Annotated in this window: 14 protein-coding genes; 1 reads left to right on the top strand and 13 read right to left on the bottom strand. The window is 42.2% G+C overall.

All coding sequences use genetic code 11. The features are described from left to right. Window positions 1–177: 177 nt before the first annotated feature. The 11 genes from meaB to DH10bf12_RS13950 form a co-directional block, all read right to left on the bottom strand. On the bottom strand, window positions 178–1,194 hold the full coding sequence (gene meaB, locus DH10bf12_RS13900) for a methylmalonyl Co-A mutase-associated GTPase MeaB (RefSeq protein ID WP_471735860.1): 1,017 nt from the start codon (window positions 1,192–1,194) through the stop codon (window positions 178–180). Then, complete coding sequence (scpA, locus tag DH10bf12_RS13905; protein WP_471735861.1) at window positions 1,187–3,340, bottom strand: methylmalonyl-CoA mutase; 2,154 nt, start codon at window positions 3,338–3,340, stop codon at window positions 1,187–1,189. Before scpA ends, meaB begins: the two co-directional genes overlap by 8 nt. Then, a complete protein-coding gene (locus tag DH10bf12_RS13910; RefSeq protein WP_471735862.1) occupies window positions 3,330–4,955 on the bottom strand; it encodes a methylmalonyl-CoA mutase family protein in 1,626 nt (541 codons plus the stop codon). The genes scpA and DH10bf12_RS13910 overlap by 11 nt, the downstream gene beginning before the upstream one ends. A gap of 123 nt (window positions 4,956–5,078) precedes the next feature. Next, window positions 5,079–6,356: a dihydrolipoamide acetyltransferase family protein gene (locus tag DH10bf12_RS13915; RefSeq protein ID WP_471738241.1), complete on the bottom strand. Its 1,278-nt coding sequence runs from the start codon at window positions 6,354–6,356 to the stop codon at window positions 5,079–5,081. 36 nt (window positions 6,357–6,392) lie between these two features. Continuing rightward, window positions 6,393–7,376: an alpha-ketoacid dehydrogenase subunit beta gene (locus DH10bf12_RS13920; RefSeq protein ID WP_471735863.1), complete on the bottom strand. Its 984-nt coding sequence runs from the start codon at window positions 7,374–7,376 to the stop codon at window positions 6,393–6,395. Window positions 7,377–7,390: 14 nt separating this feature from the next. Continuing rightward, complete coding sequence (locus DH10bf12_RS13925) at window positions 7,391–8,389, bottom strand: thiamine pyrophosphate-dependent dehydrogenase E1 component subunit alpha (protein WP_471735864.1); 999 nt, start codon at window positions 8,387–8,389, stop codon at window positions 7,391–7,393. Window positions 8,390–8,410: 21 nt separating this feature from the next. Further along, window positions 8,411–9,832 (bottom strand): dihydrolipoyl dehydrogenase, encoded by a 1,422-nt coding sequence (gene lpdA, locus DH10bf12_RS13930; RefSeq protein WP_471735865.1) that lies wholly within the window; start codon window positions 9,830–9,832, stop codon window positions 8,411–8,413. An 11-nt stretch (window positions 9,833–9,843) separates the two neighbouring features. Beyond that, complete coding sequence (gene buk / locus DH10bf12_RS13935) at window positions 9,844–10,929, bottom strand: butyrate kinase (protein ID WP_471735866.1); 1,086 nt, start codon at window positions 10,927–10,929, stop codon at window positions 9,844–9,846. A 61-nt stretch (window positions 10,930–10,990) separates the two neighbouring features. Next, on the bottom strand, window positions 10,991–12,088 hold the full coding sequence (bcd, locus tag DH10bf12_RS13940) for a branched-chain amino acid dehydrogenase (protein ID WP_471735867.1): 1,098 nt from the start codon (window positions 12,086–12,088) through the stop codon (window positions 10,991–10,993). A gap of 16 nt (window positions 12,089–12,104) precedes the next feature. Further along, a complete protein-coding gene (yqiS, locus tag DH10bf12_RS13945; RefSeq protein ID WP_471735868.1) occupies window positions 12,105–13,007 on the bottom strand; it encodes a phosphate butyryltransferase in 903 nt (300 codons plus the stop codon). A gap of 1 nt (window position 13,008) precedes the next feature. After that, window positions 13,009–15,024 (bottom strand): sigma-54 interaction domain-containing protein, encoded by a 2,016-nt coding sequence (locus DH10bf12_RS13950; protein ID WP_471735869.1) that lies wholly within the window; start codon window positions 15,022–15,024, stop codon window positions 13,009–13,011. Window positions 15,025–15,157: 133 nt separating this feature from the next. On the opposite strand from DH10bf12_RS13950, the gene DH10bf12_RS13955 reads away from it, so the two are divergent. Continuing rightward, window positions 15,158–15,400, top strand: coding sequence for a DUF2627 domain-containing protein (locus DH10bf12_RS13955; RefSeq protein WP_471735870.1), 243 nt, complete (start codon window positions 15,158–15,160; stop codon window positions 15,398–15,400). A gap of 16 nt (window positions 15,401–15,416) precedes the next feature. Here DH10bf12_RS13955 and DH10bf12_RS13960 read toward each other — a convergent pair whose 3' ends face one another. Both DH10bf12_RS13960 and spo0A read right to left on the bottom strand, forming a co-directional pair. Beyond that, window positions 15,417–16,133, bottom strand: coding sequence for a glycerophosphodiester phosphodiesterase (locus DH10bf12_RS13960; RefSeq protein WP_471735871.1), 717 nt, complete (start codon window positions 16,131–16,133; stop codon window positions 15,417–15,419). A 76-nt stretch (window positions 16,134–16,209) separates the two neighbouring features. Continuing rightward, on the bottom strand, window positions 16,210–16,977 hold the full coding sequence (gene spo0A, locus DH10bf12_RS13965; RefSeq protein WP_471738242.1) for a sporulation transcription factor Spo0A: 768 nt from the start codon (window positions 16,975–16,977) through the stop codon (window positions 16,210–16,212). Between the last annotated feature and the right edge of the window lie 169 nt (window positions 16,978–17,146).

Genomic DNA, 17,146 nt, shown 5'->3' on the forward strand with positions numbered 1-17,146 from the left:
ATTTATCATAGATGACCGGGACATCTTTATCAACTATATGCAATTCAAAATAAAATGAAAAAATGTATTAATTATGGTTTACTTTTTTAAAACGGTGGAATAATAGCTACTAGGATCTAGATTTAACCCCTAAACTCCCTAGATTTCTTTGGCGGCAGAACCCTCTGTCGTCCTTTTTTAATGCTTTGGATTAAATAAGAAATCTACAGCCTCAGAAGGTGACAACTCATTTTGTCTGACCTTTCCTTCAAGATTTTTCATCAGGTTTTTCTTTTCCTGATCAAAAAAAGTTTCATTCAGCCGGATCTGTACGAGCTGACTCATCCAATCTACAGCTTGTCTGCTCCGTCTCTGATCAAATTCTCCACTTTCTTTTGTTTCATCAATAAATTGATGAATGATGTCCCATATTTCTTCAATTCCCTCATTGTATAACGCCGAACACGTATGTGCTCTTGGATTCCACCCTTTTGTTGCCGGAGAAAGGAAACGTAATATCTGATTATAATCGTGCATTGTCTGTACAGCCTGATCTTTATTTAAGCCATCCGCTTTGTTAATAACGATCGCATCCACTAATTCCATGATTCCTTTTTTCAATCCCTGCAGTTCATCCCCGGCCCCGGTTAAAGACAGCAGCAAAAAGAAATCAGTCATGCCTCTGACAATTCCTTCGCTTTGCCCTACTCCCACTGTTTCAACCAAAATCAGATCGTACCCTGCCGCCTCACATAATAAAATGGTTTCCCTTGTCATTCTTGCTACACCACCAAGTGTGCCTGATGAAGGTGAGGGTCTAATAAAAACATCAGGATGATGCGCCAAAAACTCCATACGTGTTTTGTCACCTAGTATACTGCCGCCAGAAAGCGATGAGCTTGGATCGACTGCTAAGACGGCAATTTTTTTCCCATTGTTGACTGCTTTTTTACCGAATGCTTCAATCCACGTACTTTTCCCGGCACCAGGCACACCTGTGATACCTACGCGAATACTATCTCCGGAATAAGGAAGTAACTTTTGTACAAGTTCATTCGCATTCTTTCTATGATGGATAGCACTGCTCTCAATGAGTGTGATCCCTTTTGATAGGTACCCTCTGTCTCCGGAAGTGATTTTTTCAGCAAGGTTATGAATGTTAATTTCTTCTTGCGTCTTTTTCTTAAAGACTCTTTTTTTATTAGGATTATTCATCCTCAGTAACTTCCTCGTAGCCGAGCCGCTCGTATATTTCTTCAATTACTTTTTCTGCCGCCGCAGGAATGACAGTCCCAGGTCCGAAAATTGCGGATGCTCCATTATTTAACAGGTAAGCATAATCCTGTGCAGGAATAACTCCGCCAATCACGACCATAATGTCTTCTCTTTCCCATTTTTTAAGTTCTTTGACCAATGCCGGTACAAGTGTTTTGTGTCCTGCAGCAAGTGAGCTTACACCGATCACATGAACATCATTTTCAACAGCCTGAGCTGCCGTTTCTTCCGGGGTCTGGAATAAAGGTCCGATATCTACATCAAAACCAAGGTCAGCAAATGCAGTGGAAATGACTTTCGCTCCGCGGTCATGTCCGTCCTGTCCCATTTTTGCAATAAGTATACGTGGACGTCTGCCTTCCTGATCCATAAAGGTGGCTGTCATTTCACGGACATGTTCAATAGCAGCAGAATCAGTATATGCATCACTATATACACCACTGACAGATCGGATGACTGCCTGATGCCTGCCGCTTACATTTTCAATTGCGTCAGAAATTTCACCTAGAGTTGCTCTTAACCTGGCAGCGTCAATCGCTTTTTCAAGAAGGTTCTCATTATTTTCTGCAGCTTCAGTAATTGCCTGAAGTGCATTGTTAACAGCAGTCTCGTCTCTGCTTTCTCTCATCTGATTAATTCTTTCAATTTGTCCCTGCCTTACTTTTTCATTGTCGATCGAAAGAATGTCCATCTCATCTTCCTGATCCAGCCTGTGACGATTCACACCGATAATGACCTCTTTACCTGAATCGATTTTAGCCTGTCTTTTGGCAGCAGCTTCTTCAATTCGCATTTTAGGCAGTCCTGTTTCAATTGCTTTAGTCATCCCGCCAAGAGATTCGATTTCTTCAATGTGCACCCACGCTTTATCCATAATCTGCTGGGTTAAATGCTCAACATAATACGACCCTCCCCATGGATCAATCACATTAGTAATACCTGTTTCTTCCTGCAAATAGAGCTGGGTATTCCTCGCAATTCTTGCTGAGAAATCCGTTGGCAGTGCAATGGCCTCATCCAGTGCATTTGTATGAAGCGACTGGGTATGCCCCATCGCTGCAGCGTGGGCTTCCATCAGTGTCCTCATTACATTGTTATAGGGATCCTGCTCTGTGAGTGACCAGCCGGATGTCTGTGAATGTGTACGCAGCATTAATGATTTAGGATTTTCCGGATTAAACGGTTGAATCAAAGATGCCCACATTTTTCTTGCAGCTCTCATTTTTGCCACTTCCATAAAGTAGTTCATACCGATTCCCCAGAAAAATGATAACCTCGGTGCAAAACGGTCGATATCAATACCCGCCTTTAAACCGGTTCTTACATACTCCAGGCCGTCTGCAAGTGTATAAGCAAGCTCTACATCAGCAGGCGCTCCAGCCTCCTGAATATGATAGCCCGAAATTGAGATGGAATTAAATTTCGGCATTTTTTGAGCAGTGTATGAGAATATATCCGCGATGATTCTCATCGACATGTCCGGTGGGTAAATATATGTGTTTCTTACCATATATTCCTTTAAAATATCATTTTGAATTGTTCCGGACAGCTGCTCAGGTGTGACACCCTGTTCTTCAGCAGCTACAATATAAAAAGCCATAATCGGAAGGACTGCTCCGTTCATTGTCATGGAAACTGACATCTGATCGAGCGGAATACCGGCAAATAATATTTTCATATCCTCAACAGAATCAATTGCAACTCCGGCTTTTCCTACATCCCCAGTCACCCTCTCATGATCTGAGTCATATCCCCGGTGAGTAGCAAGATCAAATGCGACTGACAACCCTTTTTGTCCCATTTCAAGGTTTCTCCTGTAAAAAGCATTGCTCTCCTCGGCCGTGGAAAAACCGGCATACTGCCTGATCGTCCAGGGTCTTGTCGTATACATGGTAGGATAAGGTCCGCGTGTAAAAGGTGCAGTACCAGGGAACTCCTGGAGACTATCTGATTTTTTTAGATCACTCTCAGTATAAAATGATTGTATTTCAATTTCTTCATTTGTCATCAGCTGCTCTTTTTGGATGTTAGCAGTATAATTATAATCAGACCATACAAATGATTCTTTTTTGAATTCAGGCTTCATCGTGAGCTCCTCCAATCCCGGCAAATAATACATCCTCTAAAAACGCCACCATATCCATCCCATTATAGAGGCTTCCGTCAAGACCTTCTTTTTCCCTTTTACCGGCGATAAATAATTTCTGACCCTTCTTTTTAGACTGAATGGCTTCACCTAAATACTCATCATATGCTTCATCAGAACCACACACAATTAACACATCTGCTTTCTCCTGATCATAGTGAGGGACAACGCCAGCACCTGAAAAAACACCTTTGACAAAGTCAGCCCGTGGTTTGTAATCTTTCAATTCCCCTACTGTCAGCAGTCCAATTTTATTAACTGGATTGTTTTGGACTTTTTGAATTAAAATATCCCAGGCATACCCCGCAGTTTCAGGAATGTTTTCGATACGGTTTTTATCAGCAGGTGCATATTTGTTCATTCCAACGAGCGTATGTTTTCTTGTTCTTACGCCCTGGTCACGCTGATCCCGTATTTTTTGAACATCACTCATAAGCTGTTGATAAGCAGAAGTTAACCCTCCACGTTCTTCTATTTCACAGAGTTCACTCCATGATTTTTCAGCAAGTTCTTTTGTCAGGTTTTCTATATAATAAGATCCCCCTGAAGGATCAATCAGGTTTTGTAAAAACATTTCCTCTTTTAAGATCAGTCCGATATTCCGTGCAGCACGGACTGCCTGATCTGATGACACGTTTTTATAGATATCATAAGGTCTGACATATAAGTAATCTGTTCCGCCTAACACAGCAGCAAATGATTCATTCCCGCTTCTAAGCATATTTGTATGCTCATCCTGCGTCAGCTTTGTAAATGGAGATGTTTCAGTACTGATTGTAATGGTCGAATCGACCTGATACTGTTTAGTGAAATGACGCCAGATGGCACGGAATGCTCTAAGCTTTGAAATTTCCAGAAAAAAGTTTGACCCTATTGCAAACTCCGCATGCATTTTAGAAATAACTTTTTCAGCCTGCCAGCCGGATTTTGCAGCAAGCTGAATCACTCTGTTTGCCTGTGCCAGAATAAAAGCAAGCTCCTGAACAACATTCCCGCCTTTACGGTGAACCGGTAAACTGGAAAGAATAATGGTTTTTAACTCAGGTTGAATCTTATCTATTTTAATGATGTCGTTAAACCAGTCTTCACTCAGTTCCGGACCACCGCAGGATTTGCCCAGAATTCCGCTTATATCAGCTGTTTGTATAGCGTTCAGCCACGGTTTTAAGTCTGTGCATGTGATATATATATGTATTTGGTCTTTCAGCCTGAGAAAGTCTGATGCCTGTTTCTCATTAAATAAAGAAGATGTATGTTCGGTCAGAGCGGCGACTTCTGATCCTCTTATTAATTCTTCCTTTGCAGAACGAATGAGTTCTTCTGCAGACTCACCGTTTGCCTGTTGTGCAATCATCCATTGTGCTTTTGATTTCCACCCTCTTGAAATATGTGTATCAGTCATATCAGGGCGGTCAGTGTAAAGCGGGTTGACCGTTAAACCTTCCAGCAGTTCTATATTCAGGGAATCAACAGGTTTCCCTTTCAACACTTTTTTCACCTGATCCGTCCATTCACCAAATGATGTAGCCGGAAAGTCTGTATCTTTTAAAGTCATAAGTGTGCTGCTAGGCAGCTCCCTCCCTTTTGTAATCGTTTTCAATTCTTTCATTTACAGTATAAAGAAAAGTTGTACAGATGAAAAGAGAGCCGCCAGCTTTACACTGGCGGCTGTTTATATTTAATAAACTGACGTATTTTCAGATGTATTTTCCAGAATTTCTTTCACACGCTGTAGGAATCTTCCGCATACAAGTCCGTCAAGCACACGGTGGTCAAGTGACAGACAGAGATTGACCATATCACGTACTGCAATCATTCCGTTGTTCATGACAACAGGACGCTTTACAATTGACTCAACCTGTAATATTGCTGCCTGAGGATGATTAATAATGCCCATCGACTGAACAGAACCGAAAGAACCGGTATTGTTTACTGTAAATGTTCCACCCTGCATTTCCTCAGATTTCAATTTACCTGCACGGACTTTACCGGCAAGCTCGTTGATTTCACGGCCGATACCTTTGATCGTCTTTTCATCCGCGTGCTTAATGACAGGAACGAAAAGCGCATCGTCTGTGGCTACAGCAATTGAAATGTTAATATCTTTCTTTTGAATAATTTTATCTCCAGCCCACATAGAGTTCATTTGAGGGAATTCTTTCAGTGCCTGAGCTACTGCTTTTACAAAGAAAGCAAAATAAGTAATATTGAAACCTTCTTTTTGTTTGAAGTCACCTTTAATAGAATCACGATACTGAACGAGATTCGTCACATCCACTTCCATCATTGTCCATGCGTGAGGCGCTTCGTGCTTACTCTTTAACATGTTACTCGCAATTGCTTTTCTAACACCAGTTACCGGGATTTCAATGTCTCCAGGGGCAGACTGGATATTTTGTGCCGGTGCAGGAGCAGAAGGTTTTGCAGCAGGTGCCGTTTTAACTTCTTCAGCTGCTGTCTCACGCACCTCTTCTTTAGCTGTTGGCATTTCACCGGAATCAATGATCTTTTGAAGATCTTTTCTCGTAATTCTGCCTTCTTTTCCCGATCCTTCAAATAATGACAAGTCAATTCCATGCTCCTGGGACATTTTCATGACAGCAGGAGAGTATCTAGCATTTGACTTCTTAGGTTCTGATTTTTTGTTTTCAGCAGAAGGCTTTTTTTGTTCCGGTGTCTCTGAAGTTTTTTCTTCAGGCTGAGAAGACGTTTCTTCAGCTGATCCAGCGCCTTCAACTTCGATTGAGCAGATCACTTCACCAACTTCTAACGTGTCCCCCTCATTTGCAATCAGTTCTTTGATTACACCAGTAAAGGAAGATGGCACTTCTGCGTTTACTTTATCTGTATTCACTTCAGCAATTGGGTCATACTTGTTTACAGTGTCTCCCGGCCGTACAAGCCACTTTTCGATTGTACCCTCTGTAACAGACTCACCAAGCTGAGGCATCGTCATTTTTTCAATACCCAAGGAAATTGCCTCCTTTAATGTTTAGTATTCAGCAAGTTCTTTCATTGCTTTTTCAACTTTATCCGGATTCACCATAAAGAATTTTTCCATTGTTGGCGCGTATGGCATTGCCGGTATATCAGGTCCTGCAAGGCGCATAATTGGTGCATCAAGATCGAACAGGCAATTTTCTGCGATAATAGCAGAAACCTCTCCCATAATGCTGCCTTCTTTAGTATCTTCAGTTAAGAGGAGTACTTTTCCTGTCTTTGAAGCAGCCTCTATGATTGCTTCTTTATCAAGCGGATAAATCGTACGTAGATCAAGTACGTGCACGCTGTAACCATCTTCAGCCAGCCTTTCAGCAGCCTGCAGTGCGAAGTGTACACACAGTCCATAAGTAATCACTGTAATGTCTTCACCTTCACGTTTCACATCTGCTTTACCGATTTCAATTGTGTAATCCTCATCAGGTACTTCACCCTTAATGAGACGGTAAGCGCGCTTATGCTCAAAAAACATGACAGGATCATCATCACGAATCGCTGCTTTCAGAAGACCTTTAACGTCATAAGGAGTAGATGGCATGACAATTTTGAGACCAGGCTGATTTGCAAATATAGCTTCAACTGACTGCGAATGATACAATGCACCGTGCACTCCGCCGCCATACGGCGCACGGATCACCATCGGACAGCTCCAATCATTGTTAGAACGATAGCGGATTTTTGCCGCTTCAGAAATAATCTGGTTAACAGCCGGCATGATAAAGTCTGCAAATTGCATTTCAGCGATTGGACGCATTCCGTACATTGCAGCACCAATCCCCACTCCGGCGATTGCAGATTCAGCAAGCGGTGTATCAATGACGCGATCCTCTCCGAACTGGTCATATAATCCGTTGGTCGCTTTGAATACGCCACCTTTTTTACCTACGTCTTCACCAAGGACAAACACGCGCTCGTCCCGTTCCATTTCTTCTTTCATTGCTAATGTAACAGCGTCAATATATGACATTACCGGCATCGGTTTATCCTCCCTTATTCTTGTTCTGCGTATACGTATTTTAATGCAGATTCCGCATCAGCGTAAGGCGCCTGTTCTGCATAATCTGTTGCTTCATTAACTTCCTTCATGATTCGGTCGTTGATTTCTTTTTCAAGCGCATCATCCATGACACCATTCTCCTTCAGGTAAGCACCAAAAGTAATAATCGGGTCAAGTGACTTTGCTTTCGCCACTTCATCCGGCGAGCGGTAAGCACGGTCATCATCATCTGATGAGTGAGCAGTTAAACGGTAGGACACAGTTTCAACAAGTGTCGGTCCCTCACCGCGGCGCCCTCTGTCTGCAGCTTCCTTCACAGCTTTATAGACTTCAAGTGGATCATTTCCATCTACTGTAATACCAGGCATTCCGTAGCCGATTGCACGGTCTGATACATTTTCACATGCAAGCTGCTTTTCGATCGGTACTGAGATTGCATACTTATTATTTTCGCACATGAAAATAACCGGCAATTTATGTACCCCTGCAAAGTTAGCACCTTCATGAAAGTCACCCTGGTTGGATGAACCTTCACCAAACGTAACGAATGTCACAAGATCTTTTTTCTCCATCTTTCCTGCAAGTGCAAGACCTACAGCGTGAGGAACTTGAGTTGTAACAGGTGAAGAACCTGTTACAATGCGCTTTGCTTTATGACCAAAGTGTCCTGGCATCTGACGGCCGCCTGAGTTTGGGTCTTCAGCTTTTGCAAAGCCTGAAAGCATTAATTCACGGGCAGTCATACCAAAATGCAATACTACACCCATATCTCTGTAGTAAGGCAGTGCAAAGTCTTTTTCCGTATCAAGTGCATATGCAGCACCAACCTGAGCTGCTTCCTGTCCCTGACAAGAGATAACAAAAGGAATTTTACCTGATCGGTTTAATAACCACATACGCTCATCAATACGTCTAGCCATTAACATCGTTTCATAGATATTCAGTACATCTTCATTAGATAAACCTAATTCTTCATGACGTGATTTTGTCATTGCGTTTTTCGCCTCCTGCATTTAAGAATGAATTGCCTTTCCATCAACTGCTAATGCTGCTTCACCAATTGCTTCACTCAGTGTCGGGTGAGGGTGAATCGTCTGACCGACTTCCCAAGGTGTCGCATCAAGTACTTTCGCAAGCCCCGCTTCAGATATCATATCCGTAACGTGAGGGCCGATCATATGAACACCAAGAATATCATTTGAAGCTTGATCAGCAATAATTTTCACAAAGCCGTCTGACTTACCGAAAACGAGCGCTTTTCCAATTGCTTTAAATGGAAACTTCCCGATTTTCACATCGTATCCTTCGTCTTTAGCCTGCTGTTCAGTAAGTCCGACACTTGCAGCTTCAGGACTTGAATAAATACATTTTGATACAAGGCTGTAGTCGATCGGATCAACTTCCATATTCGCAATATGTTCAACTGCATGAATCCCTTCATGTGAAGCAACATGAGCAAGCTGCAATCCGCCAATCACATCACCAATCGCATAAATATGAGACTCCTTAGTCTGAAGCTTATTGTTTACTTTGATAAATCCTTTTTCAACCTGAATATCAGTATTCTCAAGTCCAATACCTTCAGTATTTGCACTTCTGCCTACTGAAACCAGGATTTTTTCTGCTGTATATTCAACCATCTCGCCTTTTACTTCAGCGGAAATAGAAGTTTCTTCACCTGTTTTGGCACTTTCAGCATCTACTTTAGCGTTTGTTACGATCGTAATCCCTTTTTTCTTAAGGAGCTTTTCCATTTCCTTTGAAACGTCAGCATCTTCAGTAGGAATAATACGATCTGCATATTCAAGGACTGTTACTTCAACGCCGAAGTCATTTAGCATCGAAGCCCACTCAATGCCGATTACGCCACCGCCAACAATAATCATAGACTTTGGCAATTCCTCAAGCTCAAGCAATTCATCTGAGCTCAATACAAATGTACCGTCAATCTTGAGACCCGGTAGCGAACGTGGTCTTGACCCTGTAGCGATGATCACGTTTTTAGGAATCAGCATTTCGTTTTCAGTGCCGTCAGTCATTTCAACAGAGACTGTCCCAGGCATTGGGGAGAAAATTGAAGGTCCGAGAATTCTTCCGAAGCCATCAAAAACATCAATCTTACCCTGCTTCATCAGATGCTGTACACCTTTATGCAGCTGATCTACTATTGACTGCTTACGTTCCTGGACTTTTGTGAAATTCAGGACTGCTTCACTGATCTCCACTCCGAATTCATCTGCATTTTTAGCTGTCGCATATACTTCTGCACTTCTTAAAAGTGCTTTACTCGGAATACACCCGCGATGCAGACATGTTCCACCAATCTTTCCTTTTTCAACAATCGCTGTTTTCAACCCGAGCTGAGAAGCTCTGATCGCTGCTACGTAACCGCCAGTGCCTCCGCCAAGTATGACGAGATCGTATTCTTCTGCCATGTTAAAGCCTCCTAATCTGCTGAATAAACTTTCGCAGTTTCTTCGTTTCTGAGTACTCTGAGGGCACCTTCTGCAAGTGCCTGAAGCTCATTTTCTCCAGGCTGGACAATTACATCAGCAATCCAGTCCACCCGTTCACTGATCAGACCTACAAATTCCTTACCGTAAGCAAGACCACCGGTTAAGATGATCGCATCTGCTTTACCTTTTACAACTGCAGATGCCGCACCGATTTCTTTTGCGACCTGATAAGCCATTGCATCATAAACCTGTTTAGCTTTTGTATCTCCATTTTGAATCATCTGTTCGACTTTAACAGCATCATTGGTGCCAAGGTATCCTACAAGGCCACCCTGTCCAACAAGCATTTTCATAATTTCATCTCTGTAATAATCACCTGAAAAACATAGTTCCACCAGGTCTCCAGCCGGAACAGTCCCTGCCCGCTCCGGACTAAATGGTCCATCCCCGTGCAGTCCGTTATTTACATCAATAACCCTGCCATTTTGGTGTACTCCGACAGTAATACCACCGCCCATGTGCGTTACGATGAAAGTTGATTCACTGTAAGGCTTGCCGAGCTCTTTGGCAACACGGCGTGCAACTGCTTTTTGATTTAGCGCATGAAAAATACTTTTACGTTCGATTAAAGAAAAACCTGAAACCCTAGCAGTGTCAGAAAGCTCGTCCACTACTACAGGGTCTACAATAAATGAAGGAATATTAAGCCCCTGCGCAATTTCAAATGCAATAATGCCCCCAAGGTTTGAAGCATGCTGACCTGAGTACCCCTGTCTCAAGTCCTTCAGCATTGCATCATTCACACTATATGTTCCACCTTCGATCGGTCTCAAAAGTCCGCCTCTGCCGCAGACCGCATCCAGTCTGGATACATTCATTCCTTCTTCATCAAGCGCTTCAAGAATTGTTTTCTTTCTAAACTGATACTGATCAATAATTTTTTCAAACTGATCAATTTCAGCGGTTTCATGGCGAATCGTTTTCTCCAAAATCGCAGTTTCACTGTCAAAGACTCCAATTTTCGTTGAAGTTGATCCAGGATTAATGACTAAAATTCTGTATTGTTGCTCCTGCACGATATTCCCTCCATACTTACAAACCAGTGCACCTGATTGTCAGGTGCACCGGTATATTCAATTATGATCTTCTGCTTAAAATGTTGTGTTCACTGCGTAAAAACTGGCTTCTTGATTTCGCCATGCTGGCAATACGCTCCTCTGCCATACGGTCAGCAGCAAGGTAGCTTGGTACACCATCTCGTTTTGCAATTTCAAATACACGCGCTAAGTTATCATATACCTTTTCCACGTTTTTCATCGCACGCTCACGGTTATATCCATATAACTCGTCAGCTACGTTGATTACGCCTCCAGCGTTGATCACATAGTCAGGTGCATAAACGATCCCGCGCTCATGCAAAATATCACCATGTCTTGTTTCTTTGAGCTGGTTATTAGCAGCACCCGCAATCACATCCGCCTTCAGTACCTCTAGCGTATTGTCATTGATAATCGCCCCAAGAGCACATGGTGCAAAGATATCACATTCAACACCATAAATTTCATTTGGCTCAACAGCTGTCGCACCAAATTCATCTACTGCACGTTGAACTGATTCTTTATTGATATCTGTTACGATCAGATTTGCCCCTTCTTCATGCAAGTGACGGCAAAGAGTGAATGCTACGTTACCAACTCCCTGAACTGCAATTGTTTTACCTTCAAGAGAGTCACTTCCGTAGGCTTCTTTAGCCGCAGCTTTAATTCCGCGATATACGCCATAAGCAGTTACCGGTGATGGATTACCTGATGAACCGAATGCAGGTGAAATACCTGTTACATAGTCAGTTTCTTCATGAATCAGATCCATATCCTTTACAGTCGTTCCGACATCCTCAGCTGTGATATAACGGCCTGCAAGACCCTGAATATAGCGGCCGAACGCGCGGAACATTTCATCGTTTTTGTCCTTTAGCGGATCTCCGATAATCACTGTTTTCCCGCCTCCGAGGTTAAGTCCAGCTGCAGCATTTTTATACGTCATCCCTTTTGCAAGGCGAAGTGCATCTTCAATCGCATCTTCCTCTGAATCATATGTCCACATTCTTGTTCCGCCCAGTGCCGGTCCAAGTGTCGTATCATGAATTGCAATAATTGCTTTTAGCCCTGAATTTTTGTCCTGGCAAAATACCAGCTGTTCATAATCATATTTCTCCATATAAGTAAATAGTTCCATCGTTAATGCCCCCTAATTAATATGATGTGCAAATTGCCAGTGCCAGTGAGTACAATTTACTTTCTGCTGAGTCAGCTCTTGAAGTTAAGACAATCGGTGCTTTTGCACCCGAGATGACTGCACCCACTTTACTATTACCAAAATACATGAGTGATTTATATAAAATGTTTCCCGCTTCGATTGATGGTACGAGCAGAATATCCGCTTTCCCAGCTGCGGGACCTGTAATCCCTTTATGTCCTGCGGCAGTTTCTGATACTGCATTATCGAGTGCCAGCGGTCCATCTACAATGCAGCCTGTGATCTGACCCCTGCGGTTCATCTGTGTTAACGCAGCTGCATCGAGCGTTGCCTGCATGGCAGGATTAACGGTTTCAACCGCTGCGAGCGGAGCAACAGCAGGGTTTTCAACACCTGCTCCATTTGCAATCCTGACTGCATTTTGGATAATTTGAACCTTTTGATTCAAATCAGGCGCAATGTTCATCGCAGCATCTGTCACGAAAATACTTCTTTCTATAGATGGAACTTCAAACAGTGCCACATGGGATAATACATTACCTGTTCTAAGACCGACTTCTTTGTTCAAAACAGCTTTCAGTAAAACAGCTGTTTCGACATGCCCTTTCATCAACACGCCAGCAGCTCCTGAGCTGACAAGTTTAACTGCCTCAAGTGAAGCAGACTGCGGACTACTTGCATGAAGGATCCTTACATTACTCTGATCCAGTGCAGGAAAGGATTCATCAATCAGCTTTCTGATTTTTTCCTCGTCACCTACAAGAATAAAGTCTGCCAGCTTTTTTTCAACAGCCATACCAACTGCTTTTAATACTTCATAATCTTCAGCTGATGCTACAGCAACTGTAGCGCCTGTTGTTGATTCTGCTTTTCTGATGATGTCATCAAAAAATACCAAACTACCCACTCCTTTCAGTCTCCACCTGATACTTCTCAATTTTGTAGTACAGATTTCTAATTGAAATATCAAGCTCTTTTGCAGTAGCAGTTTTATTACCGTTATGCTTTCTCAGCATTTGTTCTATGATTTCTTTTTCAACGTTCTCCAGCTGTTCAGCTAAAGGACCATTCATTTCACGTTTAAATGTCTGTTTACTCTGCAGAGGGATCAGGTGCTTTTGTTCAATAAGCTCTTCTTTCTGATCCATAAAGATCATCGCTCTGCTCAGCACATTCTCTAGCTCTCTTACGTTCCCCGGCCACTCATAGTCTGTTAACTGTTCCAGTGCAGATTTTGAAATACCTTTTACTGTTCTTCCAAACGATTGATTCAGCTTCATTATTAACCGGTCACAGATAACAGGTATATCCTGTTTATGCGTTCTGAGAGGCGGCAGCTGTAAAGTTAATCGTGATAAGTAATAATACAGCTCTTCTGAAAATTGACCTTTTGCAATGGCTCTTTCAAGATTGATGTGAGATGCAGTAATCACTCTCGCCTTGAACGAGAGCATTTCATCAACACCCTGCTTACTAACCTGTTTGGACCTTAATGCTTCTAGCAGTTTGTTTTGCGCTTCAAGACTCAGCTCACCGATTTCATCAAGAAATACAGTCCCTTCACCTGCTTGTGTTAACAAACCTTCAGTTGAATCAGTACCAAAAAGGGTATTCAGCAAAAATGCAGCCGGCATACTTCCGCAGTTCACTCTGTGAAAAGAATTATACTTACGGTCGCTGCCATTATGGATCGCATTTGCAAATAACTCTTTTCCGCTTCCCTGTTCACCGCGCAGCAGAACAGTCGTACTGGTCTTTGAAGCAACCTTTGCCTGCTCGGTCACAAGTAAAATCTCATCTGAATTGCCGAGTATATCTTCAAAAGTATATTTTGCTTCAAGTGACCGGATAATTCTTCTTGCGCGATCTAGCTCTGAAGTAAGTTGTTGGATTTCAGACAAATCATGTATGACACCCACACTTCCTTTCAGATGACCATTCACTATAATCGGCGCAACATTTACCGCAACTTCTTTTCTGTTAGGGCCGACCACCATCTTCACTCCACGCACAGCGCGCCTCGTTTTCAGAACTTGCATATGCATACTTTCACCCTCGAAAATATCCGCTTCTGCAGGCTGGCTGATGACTTCAGACTCTGTAAGTCCGGTCAATCGCGTATATGCGGGGTTGATCATCAATCCACGGCCCTGTTCATCCACAACTGAGATGGCGTCATCACTCGATTGAATAATAGCTTCAAGCATGGTTTGAATTTCTTTCAGGTTCGTCATTTCCTCAGCCAGATTAACGACTTCAGTAATGTCTTTGAAAACGGCGAATGCTCCGATCACTTTTCCTGCTTCATTTACCATCGGAATTCTTGTTGTAACGACTTTCATGCCATTATCGAGCATGAGTTCCTGATTATTTTCAGCACGCCCGGTCTCGATAATTCTCGGCAGCCCACTTAGCGGCACAACCTGGTAGATCGACTGATGCAACGCTTTATCTTTATTAATTCCAATCATTTCTGCGGCTCTGTCATTAAACAAAATAATTCTGTGATCACAATCAATTCCGATCATGCCATCATGAGTCGAATTCATTGCCAGTTCTCTTATGTAAGAATCATGTTCAAGGTGAGAAATGAGCGATTCTTTTTCAGTTAGCAGCTGATAAACCAGAGAAGCGACACTTCCGGGAATTAAAACCGTCTTTCGTGACCTGGCCTCCCTCAGCTGATTAAAAGTTTCCTGATCACCTGTAACATCGATAATAATATCCGTCTGATCAGTTAAATACTTTCTCCAGTCCTGTCCGGTTTCAATATCCATTGACTGTGCCAAAGTAAGACCCGGTGCCTGCGGATCGTGATCGACTACTGCATACACCTGAAAAGCATCACTTTCGGCCATCACTTGCAGCAAGGCGACACCTCCGCGCCCAGCTCCGACAATCAGCACTTTTTGCAATATATTTCATCCTTCCTTTAATATCACGCAATATCTTGCAACCTCCTACATTGTACATGAAAGCCCTTTCCTTGACAATGTTTTTTATACATAGCATAGTTTGTACATAATGATTGTATTAAGGAGTTAGAATATGGCACGTATGATCGCTTTAATTATCCTTTTAATCCCTGGTGTAATAGCTGCTTACGGGATTAAATTAATGAGGGATATGTTTTTTGGGCTTCAGGTTTCATGGCTTCCTTCATTAGCACTTCAATTCTTTTTAGGATTAATTATGTTTTTTGCAGGATTAAGCTTTATCGGAGGATTTTTGTTGCACAGGGACCGTAAGAAAAATAAAGTTCAGCAGCGTTTCGTCAAAAAAAAGCAGTGACTGCCGCTTGAGGCAGTCACTGCTTTTCTTTTAGTATTTTTTCCGCAAGTTCCGGATCGTCTGTAATAATTCCTGCAAGGTCGGCACGTATCCATTTACTGATGATCGAGGGTTTGTTTAGCGTATACAACCTAACAGGTATTCCATGCTGCTGACAATCCTTCATCAAACTTTCAGTCATCACACGATGATTCGCATGGATCGCATCAGCTCCTGTGGACCTGACAAGCAGAAGAGGATTAGTTCCTTTTTTTGAATATAATGCTGCTACTTCAGATGCAGTAACTTGTTTGAGCTTTTTAACACTCACATGATTAAATGTGGAATATATCACTCTATTCTCAAGACCATATTCTGCAACTTTTTGCACAACTGCCTCTTCCTGACCCTCATAATAAATTTTATCATTTTTAAGTTCGATATTTATGATCAGGTCCGTTTTCGATGCCCACTCGAGCACCTCATCTAGGATCGGTATTTTTTCATTTTTAAACCATTTTCTTTTTATCGAAAGTTTTTTTAGTTCTTTCTTTGTTAAATCTTTTACATACCCTCTTCCGTTAGTCGTCCTATTAACGGTTTCATCATGAATCACGACAAGGTAGCCGTCCTTCGACATGTGAAGATCCAATTCAATTCCATAGCAGCCTGTTTTCTCAGCTTTCTTAAAAGCAAGCATTGTATTCTCAGGATAATTCAGCGAGCTTCCTCTATGGGCAAATACCTTTGACACGTTTATCACATCCAGACAAATCATTTATTTGATAAAAAAAACGCCAGTTTGAATACTGGCGTCCCGAATGATTATTTCAGCTTGCTTTATGCTCAAGTCTCAGCTTATCAGCGACCATTGCAATAAATTCACTGTTCGTCGGCTTCGACTTAGCTGCGGAGACCGTATATCCGAACATATTTGTAATGGCATCGACATTTCCGCGATTCCACGCAACTTCAATCGCATGCCTGATGGCTCTTTCGACGCGGGATGAAGTTGTATTAAATTTCTTTGCAATATCAGGATACAGTATTTTTGTAATTGATCCGAGAAGCTCAATATCGTGGTACACCATTGAAATCGCCTCTCTCAGGTACATGTACCCTTTTATGTGAGCAGGTACACCTATCTCATGAATCACACTCGTAATACTGGCGTCGAGATTCGGTTTTTTATTTTTCTCCCGCTTTGTACTACTGAATACAGGGCGGTCTTTTTTACCCATCACCTGGCGGATGACCTGAAGCAGATTGTCCATGTCGAACGGTTTCAGAATAAAATATGAAGCGCCAAGCTCAAGCGCTTTGCTTGTAACATCTTCCTGACCAAAAGCAGTAAGCATGATCACGTGGGGGTTTTTCTCAAGATCCAGTTCTTTCATTTTTTCAAGCGCATTCAGCCCATCAATATGAGGCATAATGATATCGAGCAGACACACATCCACAGCTGTCTCTTCAATCATATCCAGAAATTCCTGTCCATTAAATGCAGTACCTGTAACTTCCATATCTGGCTGACTGTTAATAAATGTTTCTAAAGTTGATACCAACTCCCGATTATCATCAATAATACAAACCTTCATCTTATCCACTAAAATTCCTCCCCATCATGATTTCTCACTCAATATATTCGACATGCGGAATCAATTCCCTTTTCATTGTAAGACTTTTTTTATAAATTAACAAGTTTTCTTTTAAATACTCACGAATGCTCTTTTTTTCGATATATTTCAACAATAACTGACATATTGT

Source organism: Jeotgalibacillus sp. 10bf12 (assembly GCF_055597105.1).

Excerpts from the sequence above, each read along its gene's own strand:
- DH10bf12_RS13920 (WP_471735863.1), bottom strand. The coding sequence starts at position 7,376 with ATGCCGGTAATGTCATATATTGACGCTGTTACATTAGCAATGAAAGAA.
- scpA (WP_471735861.1), bottom strand. The coding sequence starts at position 3,340 with ATGAAGCCTGAATTCAAAAAAGAATCATTTGTATGGTCTGATTATAAT.
- DH10bf12_RS13925 (WP_471735864.1), bottom strand. The coding sequence starts at position 8,389 with ATGACAAAATCACGTCATGAAGAATTAGGTTTATCTAATGAAGATGTA.
- meaB (WP_471735860.1), bottom strand. The coding sequence starts at position 1,194 with ATGAATAATCCTAATAAAAAAAGAGTCTTTAAGAAAAAGACGCAAGAA.
- spo0A (WP_471738242.1), bottom strand. The coding sequence starts at position 16,977 with ATGAAGGTTTGTATTATTGATGATAATCGGGAGTTGGTATCAACTTTA.
- DH10bf12_RS13915 (WP_471738241.1), bottom strand. The coding sequence starts at position 6,356 with ATGACGATGCCTCAGCTTGGTGAGTCTGTTACAGAGGGTACAATCGAA.
- lpdA (WP_471735865.1), bottom strand. The coding sequence starts at position 9,832 with ATGGCAGAAGAATACGATCTCGTCATACTTGGCGGAGGCACTGGCGGT.
- DH10bf12_RS13910 (WP_471735862.1), bottom strand. The coding sequence starts at position 4,955 with ATGACTTTAAAAGATACAGACTTTCCGGCTACATCATTTGGTGAATGG.
- bcd (WP_471735867.1), bottom strand. The coding sequence starts at position 12,088 with ATGGAACTATTTACTTATATGGAGAAATATGATTATGAACAGCTGGTA.
- DH10bf12_RS13955 (WP_471735870.1), top strand. The coding sequence starts at position 15,158 with ATGGCACGTATGATCGCTTTAATTATCCTTTTAATCCCTGGTGTAATA.